A 19491-nucleotide genomic window follows, 5' to 3' on the forward strand; every position below is an offset into this window, starting at 1 on the left:
ACTTTGATATGTGGGGCGAATCGCTTAAGTTCCGTACCAGCTACACGTTTGATATCGCTCCGATGTGACACTCATCGGAAAGAACAGTTCCGAGAGAGTCACAGATGCGAGCCACGACCCACATATGACCAGCGTCGGGCAGTACCCACACGCGTACGCGCTGTTCGCCGCGGGCATCCTTGCGGGGGTCGTCACACTCGTTGTTCTCGGCCGGTTCCGACGCTACTCGCGGCGCGTCCGCCTCCCGTTTGCGCTGTTGACGCTCTCCGGGAGCATCTGGGCCACGGCGTACGGGTTCCTCTTCCTCCCGATGACGCCCAGCGCAGAACTGTTCTACGCGCAGTTGGCGTGGGCCGGCGCGGCCGTCATCCCGACGGTCTGGCTCGTCTTTGCGCTCGTCTACGCCGGCGAAGACCAGCTCCTCTCCACGCAGATGCTCGGCTTTCTGGCCGTCGAGCCCGCCGTCGCTATCGCCCTCAAGTTGACGAACGCCTCCCACGGGCTGCTCGGGTCGTCGCTCGGCCCCTGGCGGGCCATGCAGCCGGACCGGTTCGGCGCCCCCGGTGCGGACTTCCTCGGCCCGCTCGGCCCGGACCTCGTCCTCGTCGCACACGTCGTTTACGGGTTCGGCGTCGCGGTCACCGGGGTGAGCGTCATCGCGAGAACGTACCTCAAAAGCTCGAACATCCACCGGCGACAGGCCGGGTTTCTCTTCGTCGCCGGGGCGATTCCGCTCGCCGCGCTCGGCGGCGAGTTCTTCTTCCCGTTCCGCATCAATCCGGTCCCCGTCTCTATCGGCGTTAGCTCGGTCGTCGTGCTCTGGGCGCTCTTCAGACACCAACTGTTCGATATCACGCCCATCGCCCGCGACGCGATTCTCTCGGAGATGCGCGACGCCGTCGTCGTCCTCGACGAACAGGACCGAATCGTCGAATCGAACGGGGCCGCCTCGGAACTGTTAGCGCGGCCGGTCTCCGAGTGCGTCGGCGAGCCCGTCCTCGAAAGCGTTCGCGTGCCGTCCGAGGTTCAGGCGGTGTTAGCGGGTCGAGACAGGGCGCAAGCGGTCGTCGAAGACGACGGGACCAACCGCTATTTCGAGGTCCGCTCCGAACCGCTCGGCGACCAGACACGCGACCGGACGCGCTTGCTCGTCTTCTACGACGTGACGGAACGCCGCCGCACCGAAGAGGAGTTCCGCGCGCTCATCGAGAACTCGCGGGACGTCATCACCGTCCTCAACGAGGACGGCGAACGGACCTACACGAGTCCCTCGATGACCGAGGTGCTCGGCTATCAGACCGACGCGCTCGTCGGTGAACCGGTGCTCGACCTCGTCCACCCCGATGACAGAGACCGGGTCGCTGACTGCTTCGACGAGGTGGTCTCCGGCGACCCGCCCGTGCGCGCCGAGTTCAGAGTCCGCCACAAAAACGGTACGTGGCGGCGGTTCGAGACGGTTGGCGTCAACCTCCTCGATGACCCCGCCGTCGGCGGCGTCGTGTTGAACTCGCGGGACGTGACGAGTCGCCATCGCTACGAACAGCGCCTCCGAGTGTTGAATCGCGTCCTCCGGCACGACCTCAGAAACGACATGAACGTCATCCTCGGCCACGCCGACCTCCTCCTCGACGAACGCATCCCCGCCGAGTCGAAGGACCACGCCCGGACGATAAAGCGGAAGGCGTCGTCGCTCGTCGAACTCGGCGAGCAGACCCGGCACATCGACACGACGCTCACCCGCGGGCCGTCCGGACTCGAACCCGTCGAGGTGGTCGAGCGCATCGAGGCGCAGTTAGACGACATCGAGTCCGACTACCCCGAGGCAATCGTCCACCGGAACCTCCCCGACGAGATGTGGGTCACCGCGGACGACCTCATCGAATCGGCACTCAAACACCTCATCGACAACGCGCTCGAACACAACGACCGCGTCATCCCGGAGGTCGGCGTCACCGTCGAGCGGAGCGCGACCTCGAACGACTACGTCGAGATTCGAATCGCCGACAACGGGCCGGGCGTCCCCGACGCCGAACTCTCCGTCCTCGAATCGGGGACCGAGACGCCGCTCCAGCACATCAGCGGACTCGGCCTCTGGCTGGTCCAGTGGATAATCGACCGCTCGAACGGTCGGCTCCGGTTCACGGAGAACGAGCCGCGGGGGTCCGTCGCCATCGTCGGCCTCCGGAGCGCCGACCGAGCAGCCTCCGCCAGCGACGGCGGCACGATAACGGGCGAGTCGGAGACGGACTGAGAGACGGGCTGAGCCGCGCAGTAATCGAGTCGCATAATCGACGTGTCAAAGCCGAAACAGAGAACGAGACAACGAGCCGACCCGAGAGCCGAGCGTGTTCAGGTCGCGTTTCGGTCCCGGAGCCGCACCGCGAGCCTGTGTGCGCCCGCGGCCGCGGCGGTCGTCGGGTCGTCGGGGACGACCACGTCTACGGGACGGTCGAGCTCCGCGGCGAGGCGTGATTCGAGTTCTGCGACCAAGCCGGGGATGCACGCCATCCCGCCGGTGACGACCAGCGGGCGTGCGCGAGCGAGCTGATAGGTCTTCATGTGCGAACTCGCCAGCCGCGAGAAGAAGTCGCTGAGCTCTGCGACCGCGTCGTCGAGGTAGTCGTCCAGCGGCTCCATCACGCCCCGTTCGACGGTGAACTCGTGGACGCCGTCGCCGCCGTCTCCGTCCCCGCGTTCGACCGCGTCGGTGAAGGGTTCGAACCCGCCGAAGTCGGCGTGGGTTTCCTTGTACTCGCGGGCGGTGTCGGGGTCGATGGTCGCGCGCCCGTCGGTCTCGGCTTCGACCGCCTCGGCGATGCGCCGGTCGACGCGGTCGCCGGACACCGCCGCGGAGACGAACGGGAGCAACCGCGTTCCGTGTCGGTACGCGCACGCTTCGAGGTTCGTCGCGCCGAGGTCGAGAGCGACGAACACCTCGTCGACCGCCTCGATTCCGTCGCCGAGCGCCGGAATCGACGCGCACAGCGATTCCGGGAGCCCTCGCGTGAGCGTCCCCCCGAGGCCGCACTCACCGACTGCGGTGCCGAAGTTCGCGAGGCCGACCCTGTCGTCGACGGTCGGCATCGCGTAGACGACGGCGCTTTCGGCCGGGAGGTCGTGTCGCTCGCAGAGTTCGCGGACGAACCGCTCGAACAACTCGGCGTCGCGGGCGGTCGCGGGCACGCCCGAGCGAAGCATGAACTCCGCTCGGTCACCGGACCGCCGGACCGCCCCCTCGTCGTCGCTGACGCGTTCGTCGCCGGGGAGCGCGTCTTCGCCGTCGACCAGACACGAAGGGACCTGAACGGTCGTCGCCGCGTCGCCGCCGTCGAAGACGAGCGTCGTTCGGGCGCTCCCGAACTTGACGCCGACGGCGGTCGGAGCGTCGCGCTCGCCGGACTCGGGCGTCGCGTCAGTGCCGTTGGCCGTGGCTGCGTCGTTCGTCATACGGTATCAACTCGATTCGGACTCGGCGGGGTGGTTCGCGCAGTCATGGGATACACTCGGTTGTCGGAAGGAGAGACCGTGTTCGAGACCCGGGGGTCGGCGTCACACCATCGAGGAGAGGCGGGCGACGTAGACCAGGCTCAGCAGGTGGTCGTCGACGTCGAGGTCGGTCGGTTCGTCGACGTCGGCGGAGAAGCCGAGGAGATAGTCCCGGAGCGTCTCCTCGACGTCCGGCGTGACCCAGCCGACCGTCTGGTAGTACCGGAGGGCGTCCATCGCCCGCTTGAACCCGCTTTTGAGGACGAGGAACTCCAGCCAGTCGAAGACGACGCGCTCCGCGCCGTACTTGTCCGGCAGCGAGCGGAGATACGGCTTTTCGACGCCGTCTTCCTCGCCGCGGGACTGGTGGACGAGCAGGTGTTCGAGTTGGCTCGACCGGAGCGCCTCGGACGCCTCCTGTCGGCTCCGGTCGAAAAGCGGGTTATCGAACCGGAACGGTCCGCGGTCGTCGAACCGGCCGTCGTCGAATCGGCCGTCGTCGAATCTACCGTCGCCGTTCCGTCTGGCTCGTGGTGCGTCACGCGCGATACGTCGAAGTTCGTCTGGGTCGTATTCGTCCGGGTCCAGGTACATGGGTCACCTCGTTCAGGACGGCACGAATCCCCTGAGTCCCCCGACTCGGGGCGGCGGAGCGCGCAGCGCGCTGTCCGCGATGTCACACGCGATATCGTACCGTGTCGGTGAAAGCATTCGAAGGAGGCGACATAAATCTATTCGAGACATTATCACTCGTGATATCTCGATGTGCGGGCGCTCGAGCTCGGTCGTCGTCATTCGACAGTCGGTGTCGTCGGTCACCAAACGATGAGTGTGGGTTCGTGCCGACACCGTCGCACCGAGACCGAGGGACAAAGAGCCGAGCCGCTCAGAGAACGTGGGTGCCGCTCTTCGCGCTTCGCACGCGGAGGTCGCCGGTCTCGCTGTCGAGTTCCAGCGAACGGCCGTGGGAGCCGCCGACGTCCTCGGCGACGACGTCGATGCCGAACCCGTCGAGCGTCGTTCGCGTCGCGGCGACGTTTCGGTCGCCGATACTGCCGTCGCCGTCGGCCGAGGTGAAGTCGAACATCGTGCTTCCCCCGGCGATTTTGGCGACGATTCGGTCGGTGTCCGCGCCGACTGCCTGCATCTCTGCGATCAGGAGTTCGACGCCGGTGTCGACGAACTTCGCCGGCTCGCTGCCGTCGTCCGCCTCCGGAAGCATCGCGTGTGCGAGCCCCGAGACGCCGGTCTCGGGGTCGTACAGCGCGACGCCGATACAGGAACCGAGGCCGCTCGTCGTCAGCGTGCTCTCGTCGCTGGAGACGGCGAAGTCGGCGATTCCGACCTTGATTCGGCCGGAGCGGGCCGCGGGCGTGTCCGTGGTGTAAACTTGCATTGAGATTCCTCTACGGAGGGGTCACGCGGCGGGCGAGAGTTGCTTGAGCGCCTTGCGCAGTTCCGTCTCGTCGGGGAGCGCGTAGATATCGCAGGTGAACTCGTCGTCGTCCGTTCGAATAGTCGAGTCGATGAGGAACGCGTACTCTTGGGACTGCGCGAGGTCGGTCGCGAGCGGGTCGATGATGGCCGACCCGATGTCGTGGACGTGCTTCGGCGGCGAGATGTCGATGGTCGTTTCGAGCGCGTTCGCCCAGCCGTCGAGGAAGCCGGAGGTCGTGATGTTCCCGATTTCCTGAATCGCGCTCTGGCGCATCGCCTCGTCGCCCTCCATGCCCGGCAGGAGGCTGCTGGCGATGTTCTCGGCCGACGGCTCGTCGAAGAGGATGGCGATGTAGCCGCTCGGCGTCCCGCTGAACTCCAAGACGACGCCGCGTCGAACCGCGTCGGTCAGCGACATCGGCACGCCCTCGATGGGGACGAAGCTCAGCCGACTCACCTCGACGGTCGTGTCGATGCCCGTCATCGCGGTGATGTCCTCGGACGCCTGGGTCGCGCCGTCGTTTATCATCTCGGAGAAGGCGGCGAACGACTCGACCGGGAGCGCGCCGTCGTCGCCGCTCGCCTCGACGATGGTCCCGATGGACGAGGCGGTCGGCACCATGTACAGGTCGAACTCGATGGCGTTGTCCGCGGCCTCCAACTGGTTGCGGAAGACGAGGACGTGCTCGTCGTCGCCGCCGTTTTCGAACCCCTCGGCGTCGACGCGGTCGAGCGGGCCGTCGTTCTCGTCGTCGACGTAGGTCGGTGTCGTGATGTCGACGGTGGTGTCGAGGTAGTCGGCCCAGCCGTCGATGAAACCGCCGAGCATGATGTTCGCGACCTCTTTGAGGCTACTCTCAGCGAGTTCGCCGTCGGCGTCGGTGGCGTCGATGCCCGGCATCAACGCGTCGACCAACCGCTCTGCGGACTCGGGCGAGAACGCCAACACGGTGTGGCCGTCTAAGCCGCCCGAAAAGCCGATGTGGACGCTCACGAGGTCGCGCTCGGCGAACTCGTTTTCCACGTCCGACTTCGTCCCGAGTTCGACCTTGGTGACGTTGACGTACGTGTCGATGCCCGCGAGCGTGGTCAGCGAACCGGCGGCTTTCTCCGCGCCCGAGTGGGCGAGCCGACTGAACGTGCGGAGCGACCGGACGTCGAGATTCATGCCTCTGCCTGAATCACGTCGGCGATAGCCTGGAGCACGTTCGGCTTCTGGAACGGCTTCGTGATGTAGCCGTCCGCCCCCGCCTCGACCGCTTCGCGCATCTTTTCTTCCTGTCCGACCGACGTGCACATGATAACCGATGCGCCGGCGTCGAGCGACTTGATCTCGGACGTCGCTTCGATGCCGTTTCGAATCGGCATCACGACGTCCATCGTGACGACATCGGGTTCGAGTTCGCGGTAGAGTTCCACCGCTTCGACCCCGTTTTCGGCCTCGCCGACGACTTCGTGTTCACCCTCGAGGAGCTGTTTGAGGAGATTCCGCATGAACGCAGAGTCGTCCACGACCAGTACCTTGCTTGCCATACCTCCAGATTTCCGAAAATCACACCATAAACCCTTCCTCCCCATTATCAAGGCTGATATGGTATGTCGAGGACGAACCACCCGCGTCGCGTCGTGCAGACCGCAGCAATCGGGTTCCAACGCCCACCCGAGCCGCGTCACCGACGCATCAGCGTCGGCGCGGCGGGAACGACGCGCCGGTGTCTTCGACGGCGTCGAGGAGGTCTCCGATGCTGTCGTCTCGGTCGAGTCCGTTGGCGGTCGCGAGCGCCTCGACGGCACGAACGGGATAGGTAACCCGCACCTCCGAGGCTAAAAGCAGGATGCCGAGCACCTCGTCGCGCGGGGTGTCGGCGTTGCCGACGGCGTCGGCGTACCACGAGAGAAAGGAGTTGACGACTTCGGTCACGTCGTCGGAGACGGTCTCGTGGCGAGCGACGTTGCCGTCGACGAGCGCGGTGGTGACGAGCGCGTGGTCCGCGCGGACCGCTCCGACGCGCTCTGCGAGCAGGCGTCGAGCGAGCACGGCCCGTTTTTTCGGGTCTTTCGGGAGGACGAGTTCGGGAGCCGCGGCGTCCTCGCCGCGCTCGTCGTGCTCGTCGCCCTCGCCGGAGGTCTCCGTATCGGACCCTGTGCTCTCACCCGAATCGGAGGGCTGGCTCTCGTCGTCTGCCGCGTCGGCGGCCGGCGGCTTGGCCTCCCCGGTCGAGATGACGTACCGGCCCGTGTCGAGCGCCGCGACGTGCTCGTCGCGGCTGATATCGAGTTCGTCCGTCCCGACGACCCCCTGTTCTCGCTGGTGAGTGGGGGGACGTTCGTCCTCGTCGTCCATCGGCGAATGCTCGGTGCCGTGGCATATAATCCCATCGTCACCGTCCGTGGCGGACTCACTACTATGACTGAGAACGTGGCAGATAGCCAACCAACACATTGACAAGCCGCGCGTCCTGATAAATCTCCATCTATGGAGTCTGACAGGACCCTCTCCGCACTGGGAAACGAATACAACCCTGACATCCTCCGTGCCGCGGACGAACCCCACTCGGCACAGGAGTTCAGCGAGATGTTGGACATCCCCATCGCGACCTGTTATCGCCGGATCGAGGAGTTGACGGCGGCGGGCCTCCTCGAACTGCACGACCGGGTTCTCTCCGACGAGCACCGACGAACGAACGTCTACCGCCGTGAAGTCGACGAAATCGTCGTTCGGTTCGAGGGCGACGACTACACGGTCAGCGTGACCGAACGCCCGGAGGTGAAGAACAAACTCGACGACGTGTGGCGGAAGATTACGCAGGACTGAACCGCTCCGACTCCGGACTCTTTTCTTACGTTTTCTGAGACGAGTGCTCGCTGATCGCCCGCGTGAGCGTGCGGAGAATTTTACGTATTGACGCACCGACCCTTCGATATCAGTCTTGATAGTGAGGGCCGTAGCGTTATGTAGGACCTCTCCAAGTTGACGAGTGACGGTTCCCCGCTCCCCACCGAGTGTGGGACCAAACCCACGAAATCTATGTTCGAAAACATCAACGAAGACCGGGGTCAGGTCGGTATCGGGACCCTCATCGTCTTCATCGCGATGGTTCTGGTCGCCGCAATCGCGGCGGGCGTCCTCGTGAACACGGCTGGCTTCCTGCAAGCCACCGCCGAGGACGCCGGACAGCAATCTGTGAACAAGGTCACCAACCGCGTCGACGTCGTCAACGCCCACGGCTTGGTTAACAAGACCGGCGAGGAACGCACCGTCGACCAGATTTTCCTGACGGTCCGCCTCGCGGCCGGTTCGGGGAGTGTCTCTCTCGAAGATACGACGGTCAAGTACCTGAGTGAGACGACCGCGCGAACCCTCACCTACAACGACACCGTCACCGGCTCCGACACGGCAGACCCGGCTAACCTGACGACTGGGAACAACTTCACCGCGGGCGTCCTCGAAGACGGGGACGACTCGTTCGAGGTTCTCAACGAGCAGTCCGACCGCGCGGAGATCGTCATCAACACCTCCACGGTCGAGGGTGCCAACACCACCGGGACGGCCACGGGTCAGACCGTCAAGCTCGACATCACCAGCCGCAACGGTGGCACGACGCAGGTCATCCTGACGATGCCCCAGCAGCTCGCCGGCAAGGACAACAACGACCCCATTGCGCTCTGAGGAGATTCAAATGTTCAACAACATCACTGACGACGACCGCGGTCAGGTCGGTATCGGTACGCTCATCGTCTTCATCGCGATGGTTCTGGTCGCCGCAATCGCGGCGGGCGTCCTCGTGAACACGGCCGGCTTCCTGCAGGCGACTGCCGAAGACGCCGGAGAGCAGTCCGTGAACAAGGTCACCAACCGCGTCGAAGTTCTCAACACGCACGGCACGGTCGGCGGCGAAGAGGACATCGACAACATCACGCTCACCGTTCGTCTCGCCGCCGGTTCCGACGCGGTGGACATGAACGAGACCTCGATTAAGTACCTCAGCGGCGACAGCGTCGTCACCCTGACCAACCAGACGGTGACGTCCGGAGCGAACTCCGCGACGAACGACTCCGCGGAAGGCGTCGCAGACAGCGACGAGTTCGGCCTCTCCGAAGTCACCGACGACGACGGCTCGTTCGGCGTCCTCAACAGCATGAACGACCGCTACGAGGTCACCATCGACACGGCCGCAATCGAAACCAGCGACGGTGACGACACTAACCTCACCGGCGGTCTCTCGACGGGCGAGCAGGTCACTCTCGAAATCACCTCTCGCACGGGCGGGACGACGCAGGTCATCCTGACGATGCCCCAGCAGCTCGCCGGCAAGACGCAGGGCGAACCCGTCGAACTGTAACCCGGAACCGAAACTTTCCTTTCATTTTATCGACGCCGACTGCCGAGCGGCAGCGCTGTCGTTTGTTCGGAGTGCACGGCCCACAGCGCGACTCGACCGAGTGACGCTGTCGGTCGCGCCGCTCACGTGACGGGCAACGCCGCAGCCGAGTCGCGACGGTGAGCCGAGACGAACTGCGAGGAGACAGTAGCTGGTGAGACGAACACGAACAAATCGACGAGTCGGGCGCGTTCTCGTGTGCGAGCGAGTCGAAAGAGCCGACGGCGAAAACAGAAAGAGCGCAGCGAGACCGGGGCCACCGGCCTTCAGGACCGACCCGTTACTCGGTCTCTTCGCCGAACCACGGCGGCGACTCCCCGACCATGGAGAACCCGGCCGCCTGCTCGTATATCTTGATACCCCCCTGTGCGATTTCCAGCGGGAACATGGAGTTCTTGATGCTCTGCTTGCGCATTTTCGCGACCCAGATGTAGCGGTTGCTCGTCGCGCCCGCGGGACTCTGGATGAGGTAGATGTTCCCGTCGGTCAGGAAGTTCTCGAGGCCGATGTCGGTCTCGGGGAAGATGGCCGACTGCTCGGTCGTCAGAAGCGAGGTGAGACCGCTGTCTTTCAGGATGTCGATGAACTTCAACAGATACTGGCGCTGTTCTTTCTCGTCGTCGAAAAACAGCTGGAACATCGTCAGCGAGTCGAGGACGAGCCGGTCGTAGTTGGTGTCCTGGAGGTCGCCGAGGATGCGGTCGAGCGTCGTCGAGAAGTCGCCGTCGCGGAGGAGCGTCCGCTTGTCGTAGACCTTGATCTCGCCGGACTCGACGTACTCGTGCCAGCGGTCGAAGCCGATGGACTCGGCCGCCTCGCGGATGTCGTCTTCCGTCTCTTCGAAGGTGAGATACAGGCCACCCTCATCGAACTGGTCGACGCCGTTGTAGAGATACTGGAGGCCGAGGATACTCTTCCCTGTCCCCGGGTTGCCGCTGATGAGCACCGCGGCGTTCTTGACGATACCGCCGTTCAGGATGGAATCGAGTCCTTCGACACCGGTCTTGACTAGTTCTGTCATGGTTGTGTTGAAACGGGTGTTGGCTGTCGGAGGAATGTCCGTGCCGACGCCGGATAATTCTTCTTACCGCCGCTACGCCGTCGTCTGACTTTTATTACACGATCGTCGCACAGAAATTCATAACCGCGAAAATATCGGGACTGATAACGGGACGGGAACTTTCTTGTACCGACTTACGTACCTTGCACCAATGTTACCTGCTCCCCCGAGTGCGTCGGACCTCCCCGGCCGGTTCGCCGCTCGGCCGGGTGACAGGCCGTCGCTCGAACGAATCGCCCCGCAGGCGGTGCGGAGGTGCTCGCCGCGAGCATGATGGAGTGGCAGAACGACGAAGACACGGCCGACACCGGGGACGAAACGGACACGGAAGAACAACATATGTCATCAGACGATGGACTTGGATTCGAGGAGGGAATCGACGACCTCTCCGACGAGTTTGGTGACTTCGGCGACGACCTCGACGACGGATTCGACGACGACGAATTCGGCGGATTCGGTGACGACAACAGCGAGGAACTCGCAGAGCTCGAAGATCGCGTCGGCGAACTCGAGAACGAAGTAAGCGCCATCTCGTCGGGGATGAACACCGTCCGCGAAGAGAACAAACAGATCGGAGAGACCGTCGAAGAGCTCGACGACACGATTCGCAAACTGCTCGACATCTACGAGATGGTCACCCGCGGCATCAACCCGTTCGTCGACGACGCCCGCGAGATGGGCGGCCTCGACGGCGGCGGCGCGTTCGGCCTCTTCGAGGCGGAAGCCGAGGACGAAGAGCATCTCGACCCCGAGGTGGCGAACGCCGACGCCGAGTCGTTCTTCGACGACGACTTCGGCGAACTCGACGCCGAGGAGGGCGCGAAAGAAGCGGAGCTCGCCGCGGAGGACGAACTCGCGGAAGCGGAGCGCGAGAGCCCCGCGGACGTGCTCGACGACGAGGACGGAGAAGCCGACGAAGCCGACGAGACCGACGACGCGGGCGGTGCGGGCGGCGCGAGCTTCGACGACCTCAAAGAACAGTACGAGGAGGGCGACGGCTGGGACGACGAGGACGACGCGGCGGCGGACGACGCCGAAACGGACCTCGACGACGCGGCGGTCGACCTCGAAGACGAGGACGACGACGCGCTCGACGACGCCGACCCGCTCGACTCCGAGACGGCGGACGACGCGGAGGAAGACGACGAACCGGGCGACGAGATGTCCGACGAATCCGAGACCGACCCGGCCCCCGAGATTGAGGACGGCGAGCAGGACGCCGACGGCGACGTCCGCAAGACGCTCGACGAACTGGAGGCCGAGTACGCCACTGCGGCGGGAACCAAAGACGAACTGTCGGACGACGACGAGGACGGCGCGGTCGCGGAACCCGAGTCGTCCGCGTCGGTCGAGGAGTCCGACGCCTACCTGGCGACGCTCCCGTCGAACTACGTCTCCGAGGTGCTCGTCCTCGAGTGGGCCGAACACCTCGTCACGGTCGGCGGCGCGCTCGGCGCGTCGCGTGCGCTCCGCCAGTATCGGGAGCAGGACTGGATATCGCGCGCCGTCGAGAGCGAGCTGAACGCCCACGTCGGACAGATAGCGCCGTCGGTCGAAGACGCCGACGACCACGAACTCCGCATCGACGACCACCAGACGAGCCTCGCGTACGTCTGCCGGCTTGCGGAGGACGTTCCGCGGGGACAGCTGTACGAGGAGTTGGTCGCCTACGGGGGGAGATTCGATGGGATTCGGTGTTAGCGGCTCGACCGCCATCATCTTCCTCGGCGTCCTCATCGCCACGGGAACGCTGTACACGGCGACATCCAACGCGTCGGAGAACGTACTCGAAGCGCAGGACGCCGACGCGGAGCGGGCGCTCGAACGGACGAACACGGACATCGCCGTCACGAACGCGACCTACGACACGAACAACACGAGCCTCACGGTGAACCTGACGAACGTCGGTTCGGAGACGCTCTCGGTGAGCGAGACCACGTTGCTCGTCGACAACGCCTACGTCGACGTGCCGTCGGCCAACGCGAGCGTCGACGGCGACGCCGGAACCGACCTCTGGTACGCCGGCGAGAACCTCTCGTTCGTCGTGGACGCCGACCCAACCCCCGAACGGGTGAAAGTCGTTACCGGAAGCGGCGTCGCAGCCACGGAGGCGGTGAGCTAGATGGCCGACATCTCCGTTCCGAGCCTCATCCTATTCATCGCCAGCATCGTCGTCGCCGCCGGCGTCTCGGGCGTCCTCATCGACACCGTGACCGGTATCAGCAGTTCGCTCGACGAGCGCGGCGGCGACGTGAGCACAGAGATCAGAACAGACATCGAAGTCATAAGCGACCCGCAGGCGGGCGTCTACGACGGCGGGAGCGACAACCTCTCGATATACGTCAAGAACACCGGCCTCAGGACGCTCCCGGCGGCCAGCGGCGGCTTCGATATCATCGTCGGCGGACAGTATCAGACCAACGTCACGGTGAACGTCGTCGACGGCACCGAGTGGCGGCCGAGCAACGTCATCGAACTCACGGTGACGGACATCGCGCTGAGTTCGGGCGACTACCGGATGACAATCGTCGTCGACGGTGACGAAGAGGTGTTCGAATTCCGCGTACCATGAGCAGTCAATTCTCTCTCGGGCTATCCGGGCACGACCGTCTCGAAAAGGAACTCGGCGGCGGCATCCCCAAGGGTGCCATCGTCCTCATCGAAGGGGACTACGGCGCCGGCAAAAGCGTGCTGTCGCAGCGATTCAGCTACGGCCTCTGCGACGAGGAAACGGTGGTGACGCTCGTCTCGACCGAGCTGGGCGTCCGCGGCTTCCTCGACCAGATGCACTCGCTTTCGTACGACATCGTCAAGCATCTGCTCGACGAGCAGATTCTGTTCCTTCAGGCCGAAATCGACAGCAGCGGCGCGCTCTCCGGCGGGAGCAGCCAAGAGGAGCGCAAACAGCTCCTCCGGCGGCTGATGGACGCCGAGACGCTCTGGGACGCCGACGTCATCATCATCGACACGTTCGACGCCATCCTGCGCAACGACCCGCAGTTCGAGGCGCTGGTCCGGCAGAACGACGAGCGGCAGGCCGCCCTCGAAATCATCTCGTTTTTCCGCGAGCTGACGACGAAGGGCAAGACCATCATCATCACCGTCGACCCGTCGTCGGTCGACGAGGGCTCTATCGGCCCGTTCCGCTCTATCGCCGACGTCTACTTCGAACTGGAGATGGTGGAGGTCGGCAACGACGTTCGCCGGAACATCTTCGTGAAGCGCTTCGCGGGGATGGGCCAGCAGGTCGGAGACCGCGTCGGCTTCTCGGTCCGGTCGGGTATCGGGCTCGTCATCGAGTCGAGGAGCGTGGCGTAGATGGCGACCGAACACGGCTCCGCCAGGCTGTCGGACGACCTCAAGCGCCTCGCGATGCAGTGGCCGCACCTGCGGGACCACCTCAAGCGGTTCCGGCAGATTACCGGCGAGTTCCCGATGCTCGTCGACGAGCCGGGCGACTACGAGTCCCGGCGTCCGAACATCATCTACCCGCTGGGCGGCCCCGTGTTCTGCCAGATATACGGCAACTTCGGCGAGACGACGAAGTACTACACCATCGAACCCGAGATGGACGACGACGAACTCGAGGTGTTCGGCCGGGTCAAGGACAAACTCCTCGAACGCAGCGTCTCGAAGCCGGCACCCGAAGAAAGCGCCGACTACGAGGAGCGCATCGAGGAGTTGCTCTCCGAAATCGTCCACATCGAGGGCGACGACCGCGGGCCGCTCGGCTCCGTGGCCAAGCGACTCGACGTGGCCGGCATCGAAGTCTCGCAGACGACGTACGACAAGATACAGTACCGGCTCGTCCGCGACATCGTCGGCCTCGGGCCGCTCGAACCCATCATGCGCGACCCGGAGAACGAGGACATTCACGTCATCGGTCCCGCCCAGGTCGACGTCGACCACGGCACGTTCGGCCTCCTGGAGACGAGCGTCGAGTTCGACAGCACGGAGCAGTTCGACAACTGGCTCCGCAACATGGGCGAACGAATCGGTGACCCCGTCTCCGACGCCCACCCCATCGTGGACTCCACGCTCCCCGACGGCTCGCGTATCAACATCATCTACTCCGACGACGTGTCGCTGAAGGGGTCGTCGCTCACCATCCGTCAGGGCGACGACGTGCCGCTTTCGATCTTCCAGATTACGAAGTGGGGAACGCTCTCGCCGGAGTTGGCCGCGTACCTCTGGATCGCGCTGGAGAACGAACGAACCATCTTCGTGGTCGGGGAGACGGCGTCGGGCAAGACCACGACGCTCAACGCCATCCTCTCGTTCATCCCGCAGGACTCGAAGATTTACACGGCGGAGGACACCGCCGAGGTGCTCCCGCCGCACGACACGTGGCAGCAACTGCTCACCCGCGAGGGCCGCGGCTCCGACTCCGAAGTCGACATGTTCGACCTCGTCGCGGCCGCGCTCCGCTCTCGCCCCGACTACATCATCGTCGGGGAGGTCCGTGGCGAGGAGGGGCGCATGGCGTTCCAGGCGGCCCAGACCGGCCACCCGGTGATGCTGACGTTCCACGCGTCCGACATCGTCTCGATGATTCAGCGTTTCACCGGCGACCCCATCAACGTCCCCGAGACGTTCATGGACAACTGCGACATCGCGCTGTTCCAGAACCGCGTCCGCCGGGGCAACGACATCCTCCGCCGGGTGACGAGCGTCCAAGAAATCGAGGGCTACTCGAAGGAGATGGGCGGCGTCGTCACCCGCGAGGCGTTCTACTGGGACCCCGTCCAAGACGAGATCGTCTTCCAGGGGATGAACAACTCCTTCATCATGGAACAGAAGGTGGCGACGCTCCTCGGCTACGACGACACGCGGAAAATCTACGACGACATCCAGTTCCGCGCCGAACTCGTCCGCCGGGCGATTCAGGAGAACGTCCTCGGCTACCACGAGGTGAACGAGCTCATCGAGGACTACCAGCGCGACGGCGTCGAAGGACTGCCGTTCGACATGGCGAGGGTGTAACGAGATGGCAGGGGAACAGAGCACGTCGATGCAGGCGGTGCAGGTCCGGGACTTCATCAGCGACATCATCGAGTCGTACGAGCAGATGCCGATGGAGCTGCCGCGGTACCTGCTCGCGGTGCTCGGCCCTGCCATCGTGTTTTTCTTCCTCTCTGTGGCCGGTGCCATCGCGCTTCCCCTTCCCCTCCTCGTCCGCATCCCCGTGTTCCTCCTCGGCGTGTTGCTCTTGGGCGGGGCCGTCCTCTACCCGCGGCTCCTCGTCGAACAGACGCGCCGCAGCTTGGAGAACCAACTGCACCTGCTTATCACGCACATGACCGTGCTCTCGACGACGAACATCGACCGCGTCGCCGTGTTCCGAACGCTCGCGCGCGAAGAGGAGTACGGCGAGTTGGCGACCGAGATGAACCGCATCGTCCAGCTCGTCGACGCGTGGAACCAGTCGCTCGACGACGCCTGTCAGCGCCGGGCGCGGGAGGTCCCGTCGAAGCCGCTCGCCGACTTCCTCGACCGGCTCGCGTACTCCATCAACGCGGGGCAGAGCATCGACGACTTCCTCCTCGGCGAGCAGAACGCGATGATTCAGAAGTACATCACCGTCTACGAGAGCGCCCTCGGGAACCTGGAGGTCATGAAGGACCTCTACCTCTCGATGATTCTGTCGATGACGTTCGCCATCATCAACGCCATCGTGCTCCCCATCCTGACGGGGACCGACGCGACGATGACCATCGGCGCGGTCATCGTGCTGTTCGTCTTCGTGCAGTTGGGCTTTTACTTCGTCATCCGGACGATGTCGCCGCACGACCCGCTGTGGTACCACCAGCGGGAGTACCGGACGAAGGCGAACCGGCAGATAGACATCACGCTGTACGGCGCGGTCGGCCTCTCTATCACGATGGTGCTCGTGCTCGCGTTGGGCACGTTCAATCTGACTCCCGTCGGCGCGACGGTTCGGCCCATCATGATTGAGCTCCCGATTCCGCTTCTCATCTCGACCCCGCTGACGCCGCTCGCGGTCCCCGGTATCGTCGCGCGCCGCCACGAGAAACGCATCGGCGAGCGCGACGAGGAGTACCCCGGCTTCATCCGCGCGCTCGGGGCCTCGGAGACGGCGAAACAGAGCACGACGACGGCCGTCCTGAAGACGCTCAAGACGAAGGACTTCGGCGTCCTCTCGCGTGAAATCGCCCGGCTGTACACGCGGCTTCGGATGCGACTCGACCCCGACCGCTCGTGGTTCTTCTTCACCGCGGAGACGAACTCCTACCTCGTCCAGAAGTTCTCCGAGATGTACAACGTCGGCCGGTCGATGGGTGGCAAGCCGAAGCTTCTCGGCGAACTCATCAGCCGCAACATGAACGAGATTATCAAGCTCCGTCGCCAGCGGAAGCAGTCGACCGTCACGCTCATCGGCGTCCTCTACGGCATCACGGCCTCCGCGTCGTTCGCCTTCTTCATCGGGCTGGAAGTCGTCGAGATTCTCGCGTCGTTTTCGACGGAGATGAACCTCGACAGCCTCCAGTTCGGGACGCTCATCTACGCCGGCGTCTACGACGTGCCCTTTATCGAGTACATGCTGACGCTCATCATCCTGTTCAACGCCCTCCTGTCGTCGCTCATGATTCGGATGGTCGACGGGGGGCACAAGGCGAACGCGTACCTCCACTTCGTGATGCTCGTCTGGGTTGGCTCCCTGATGGCGGTCGCGACCTCGTCGCTCGCAGGAGCGCTGATTAGTGTATGACTGACGACGGACCACAGAGACAGACCCGAGATACGATGCCAGACACAGGTGGCGAACAGACCGCACAGGAGGCCCGTTCCCGCGCGCCCGAGGGGGGCGACGTGGCGAAAAGCGATCTCCTGCAGGCGTACCGCCGGAAGAAGTCCGAACCGTCGGACGAACGCGAGGAACAAGAGCGGGAGCGCTCGAAGAAGCAGACGGAAAAACGGACCAGCGACGGCGAATCCATCGTCGTCGACTTCGTCGCCAACTTCGTCGCCGGCGGAAACGCCTCGTTCGAACCCGTCAAGGGGCGCGTCCTGATGAGCCAACGGCGGCTCATCCTCGCCACCTCGAAGGCCAAGACCGTCATCCCCATCACCTCCATCTTCGATATCGCCGTCGGGCAGGTCCCCCCGGAGGTCGAGGAGTTCTTCGACTACACCGTGATGGTGGGCTACATCATCGGCCGCCAGCGACGGACGACCGTCATCGGCGGCGACCGCGAGACCATCGAGAAGTTCTCGCTGCTGTTGTTCCGCGCGGCGCTCAACGGCTCGCGCGCGCAGGTTACCCACCCGGCCCGCATCGGCGGCCGCGTCCTCGACACGGAGCGCCGACCCTCGGGCCTGCATCTCGACTACGAGGCCGTCACGTTCCCCGACGACGACGGCCCGCTCACGGAGAACGGCGAGCCGTTCCACATCGACCTCGCGAGCGTCATCTTCTTCGAGGTGCTCGAACGGACCGTCGACGGCGAAACGCGACTGGTGCTTTCGGTCCAGCACGTCAAACAGGGCCAGACGGTCACCTCCGAGATAACGCTCGACTCGCGGCGGAAGATGAACATCCTCGGGCGCTACCTCAGACTCGTCTACCACTGGATAAAGTCGGGCGTCCGCGACGTCGAAATCACCGAACAGGGCCTCGAAGTCCTCGTCGGGCTGTACTCCGCCGGCGAGATGGCCGCCGAGGTCGACTTCAGCGAACTCCTCGGCGTCGAAGAGGAAGTCCTCGAAGCGGAACTGGAGACGCTCCACGAGGAGGAACTCATCGGCGACGACGAACTGCCGACCTCGCTGACGCCGCAAGGGCGGTTCGTCGTCAACGAGGAAATCGAAGACGTGAACGTCTGACGCTGTTTTTTCTGGCGGAATCGGTTCCGTCGGGTGGTTGCGAAGAACCATCAACTGGTCAACTAATCAGACACCATGCGGACGCGGACTTCGTCGCTCGTGGGCCTGGCAATCGGAAGCGTGGTCAGCTACTCCTTCGGCTTCCGACACGGCGACGCGTTGGTCGGCGTCACCCTGCTTCTCACGTACACAATTGTGGGCTTCGGATTCGTTGCCTTTCCCGCGTACCGCTGGCGATGGTCCGGGCCGAACGACCACTTCTGGTACAGCATAGTCGGCGTCATGAGCGCTCTTTTACCAATCCTCGCGATTCATGGCCTGGGCAACGGGCCTCTCAGCGCGCGAGCGACGACTGACGAGCGCGACGCGTCGCTCTCGGTTCGACGACTGCGCCGCGAAAAACCGAATGCTGGCTACTGCTCGTTGATGGCGTCCGACGCGATACTGCGGCCGCGGGCGTTGAGTTGCACCTCGTGGCGCACGCGAATCTCCTCGACGACGTTGTGGTCGATGAGTCGCTGAAAGAGTTCCTCGACCTCGTCCACGTCGAGGCCGAGGAAGTTCGGGATGTCGAACGGCGAGACGCCGGAGTACAGCGCCGTGAGGACCTGTTTGTCCGTCTCGCTCAGTTCGATGGAGGTCTCCGAAAGCTCCTCGCCCTCGCGGAGGAGCGTGTAGAGGAAACTGACGGCGCGGTCGGAGCCGGAGATGTACGTCTGGAGGCTCGTCCCCTCGTCGTCGGAGTGTTCGACCTCGATGACGCTGCGGTGTTCGTCGACGATGGTCCGCTCGCCGGTCTTCACGTCGCCGATGTCGTCGAGCCGTATCTCGACGAACTTGCCGCCGACGGTCGCCATGCTCACGGCCTCCGTCTCGACTTTGAGCCGGGATTTCTCCCACTCGGTGTTCTGGACGACGCCGCCGGCGACGGCGGGGTGTCGCGCGAGGAACTGTTCGGTGTTGAGGAGCGCGCCGAAGAAGTCCGTCTCGAACTCGTCGTAGTCGACGGGCGCGAGCAGGACGACGCCCGACGGGATGTGGACGCTGAAGTAGTCGGAGACGGTCGCGATGCGTTGGTTCACGTCGTACCGGCCGCCGAACTCCTGTATCTTCGAGAGCTGAATCGTCCGCTTGCCGCCCGTGCCCGCGAGGATGAGCCGCCGGTTCGAAAGCAGGATGCGGCCGCTCGTCCAGTCCACGTCGTGCATCTCCCGGCCGTTCTTGACGACTTGGAGGAACCGCCCGCGCGTGTCCCCGAGCTTTTGCTCACCGGGTTTCATC

The 19491-nt window shown here is 64.5% G+C and carries 19 protein-coding genes and 1 pseudogene; 12 read left to right on the top strand and 8 right to left on the bottom strand.

The window, feature by feature from the left end:
- Positions 1-124 precede the first annotated feature (124 nt).
- Positions 125-2251, top strand: coding sequence for a histidine kinase N-terminal 7TM domain-containing protein (locus E4P24_RS06320; RefSeq protein WP_188148251.1), 2127 nt, complete (start codon positions 125-127; stop codon positions 2249-2251).
- 98 nt (positions 2252-2349) lie between these two features.
- Here the strand turns inward: E4P24_RS06320 and E4P24_RS06325 are convergent, their stop codons facing one another.
- The 6 genes from E4P24_RS06325 to E4P24_RS06350 form a co-directional block, all read right to left on the bottom strand.
- Complete coding sequence (locus tag E4P24_RS06325) at positions 2350-3447, bottom strand: hypothetical protein (RefSeq protein WP_188148252.1); 1098 nt, start codon at positions 3445-3447, stop codon at positions 2350-2352.
- A gap of 102 nt (positions 3448-3549) precedes the next feature.
- Positions 3550-4080, bottom strand: coding sequence for a FlaD/FlaE family flagellar protein (locus E4P24_RS06330; protein ID WP_004043738.1), 531 nt, complete (start codon positions 4078-4080; stop codon positions 3550-3552).
- A gap of 292 nt (positions 4081-4372) precedes the next feature.
- Entirely contained in the window at positions 4373-4882 is a 510-nt protein-coding gene (locus E4P24_RS06335) for a chemotaxis protein CheD (RefSeq protein WP_004043737.1), read from the bottom strand.
- A gap of 21 nt (positions 4883-4903) precedes the next feature.
- Entirely contained in the window at positions 4904-6091 is a 1188-nt protein-coding gene (locus E4P24_RS06340; protein ID WP_004043736.1) for a chemotaxis protein CheC, read from the bottom strand.
- Positions 6088-6456 carry a chemotaxis protein CheY gene (gene cheY, locus E4P24_RS06345; RefSeq protein ID WP_004043735.1) on the bottom strand — a complete coding sequence of 123 codons (369 nt, stop codon included), beginning with the start codon at positions 6454-6456 and terminating at the stop codon, positions 6088-6090. The genes E4P24_RS06340 and cheY overlap by 4 nt, the downstream gene beginning before the upstream one ends.
- Before the next feature lie 148 nt (positions 6457-6604).
- Positions 6605-7267 carry a hypothetical protein gene (locus E4P24_RS06350; protein ID WP_115802457.1) on the bottom strand — a complete coding sequence of 221 codons (663 nt, stop codon included), beginning with the start codon at positions 7265-7267 and terminating at the stop codon, positions 6605-6607.
- A gap of 132 nt (positions 7268-7399) precedes the next feature.
- On the opposite strand from E4P24_RS06350, the gene E4P24_RS06355 reads away from it, so the two are divergent.
- The 3 genes from E4P24_RS06355 to flgA2 all read left to right on the top strand — a co-directional run bounded on the left by E4P24_RS06355 (position 7400) and on the right by flgA2 (position 9266).
- Complete coding sequence (locus tag E4P24_RS06355; protein ID WP_004043733.1) at positions 7400-7738, top strand: helix-turn-helix domain-containing protein; 339 nt, start codon at positions 7400-7402, stop codon at positions 7736-7738.
- 213 nt (positions 7739-7951) lie between these two features.
- Positions 7952-8593, top strand: a complete 642-nt coding sequence (flgA1, locus tag E4P24_RS06360; protein ID WP_004063740.1) for a flagellin A1 — start codon at positions 7952-7954, stop codon at positions 8591-8593.
- A gap of 10 nt (positions 8594-8603) precedes the next feature.
- Positions 8604-9266 (top strand): flagellin A2, encoded by a 663-nt coding sequence (gene flgA2 / locus E4P24_RS06365; RefSeq protein WP_049896094.1) that lies wholly within the window; start codon positions 8604-8606, stop codon positions 9264-9266.
- A gap of 319 nt (positions 9267-9585) precedes the next feature.
- Here flgA2 and E4P24_RS06370 read toward each other — a convergent pair whose 3' ends face one another.
- Positions 9586-10326, bottom strand: coding sequence for an ATPase domain-containing protein (locus tag E4P24_RS06370; RefSeq protein ID WP_004063737.1), 741 nt, complete (start codon positions 10324-10326; stop codon positions 9586-9588).
- A 294-nt stretch (positions 10327-10620) separates the two neighbouring features.
- On the opposite strand from E4P24_RS06370, the gene E4P24_RS06375 reads away from it, so the two are divergent.
- The 8 genes and pseudogenes from E4P24_RS06375 to E4P24_RS19290 form a co-directional block, all read left to right on the top strand.
- Positions 10621-12066: a flagella accessory protein C gene (locus E4P24_RS06375; protein ID WP_083867098.1), complete on the top strand. Its 1446-nt coding sequence runs from the start codon at positions 10621-10623 to the stop codon at positions 12064-12066.
- A complete protein-coding gene (locus E4P24_RS06380; RefSeq protein WP_004043728.1) occupies positions 12050-12487 on the top strand; it encodes a fla cluster protein FlaF in 438 nt (145 codons plus the stop codon). The genes E4P24_RS06375 and E4P24_RS06380 overlap by 17 nt, the downstream gene beginning before the upstream one ends.
- On the top strand, positions 12488-12937 hold the full coding sequence (locus E4P24_RS06385; RefSeq protein ID WP_004043727.1) for a CARDB domain-containing protein: 450 nt from the start codon (positions 12488-12490) through the stop codon (positions 12935-12937). It abuts the gene before it with no gap.
- Positions 12934-13683: an ATPase domain-containing protein gene (locus tag E4P24_RS06390; protein WP_004063732.1), complete on the top strand. Its 750-nt coding sequence runs from the start codon at positions 12934-12936 to the stop codon at positions 13681-13683. The genes E4P24_RS06385 and E4P24_RS06390 overlap by 4 nt, the downstream gene beginning before the upstream one ends.
- Entirely contained in the window at positions 13684-15348 is a 1665-nt protein-coding gene (locus E4P24_RS06395; RefSeq protein WP_004043725.1) for a type II/IV secretion system ATPase subunit, read from the top strand.
- A 4-nt stretch (positions 15349-15352) separates the two neighbouring features.
- On the top strand, positions 15353-17095 hold the full coding sequence (gene flaJ, locus E4P24_RS06400) for an archaellar assembly protein FlaJ (RefSeq protein ID WP_006600393.1): 1743 nt from the start codon (positions 15353-15355) through the stop codon (positions 17093-17095).
- A gap of 101 nt (positions 17096-17196) precedes the next feature.
- Positions 17197-18210, top strand: a complete 1014-nt coding sequence (locus tag E4P24_RS06405) for a CheF family chemotaxis protein (RefSeq protein WP_004063729.1) — start codon at positions 17197-17199, stop codon at positions 18208-18210.
- A gap of 75 nt (positions 18211-18285) precedes the next feature.
- A pseudogene (locus E4P24_RS19290) lies at positions 18286-18543 on the top strand (hypothetical protein); the annotation flags it as partial.
- 80 nt (positions 18544-18623) lie between these two features.
- Here E4P24_RS19290 and E4P24_RS06410 read toward each other — a convergent pair.
- Positions 18624-19490 carry a CheF family chemotaxis protein gene (locus E4P24_RS06410; RefSeq protein ID WP_004043721.1) on the bottom strand — a complete coding sequence of 289 codons (867 nt, stop codon included), beginning with the start codon at positions 19488-19490 and terminating at the stop codon, positions 18624-18626.
- Between the last annotated feature and the right edge of the window lies 1 nt (position 19491).

The organism is Haloferax sp. AS1 (genome assembly GCF_014530665.1).
Classification (GTDB): domain Archaea; phylum Halobacteriota; class Halobacteria; order Halobacteriales; family Haloferacaceae; genus Haloferax; species Haloferax volcanii.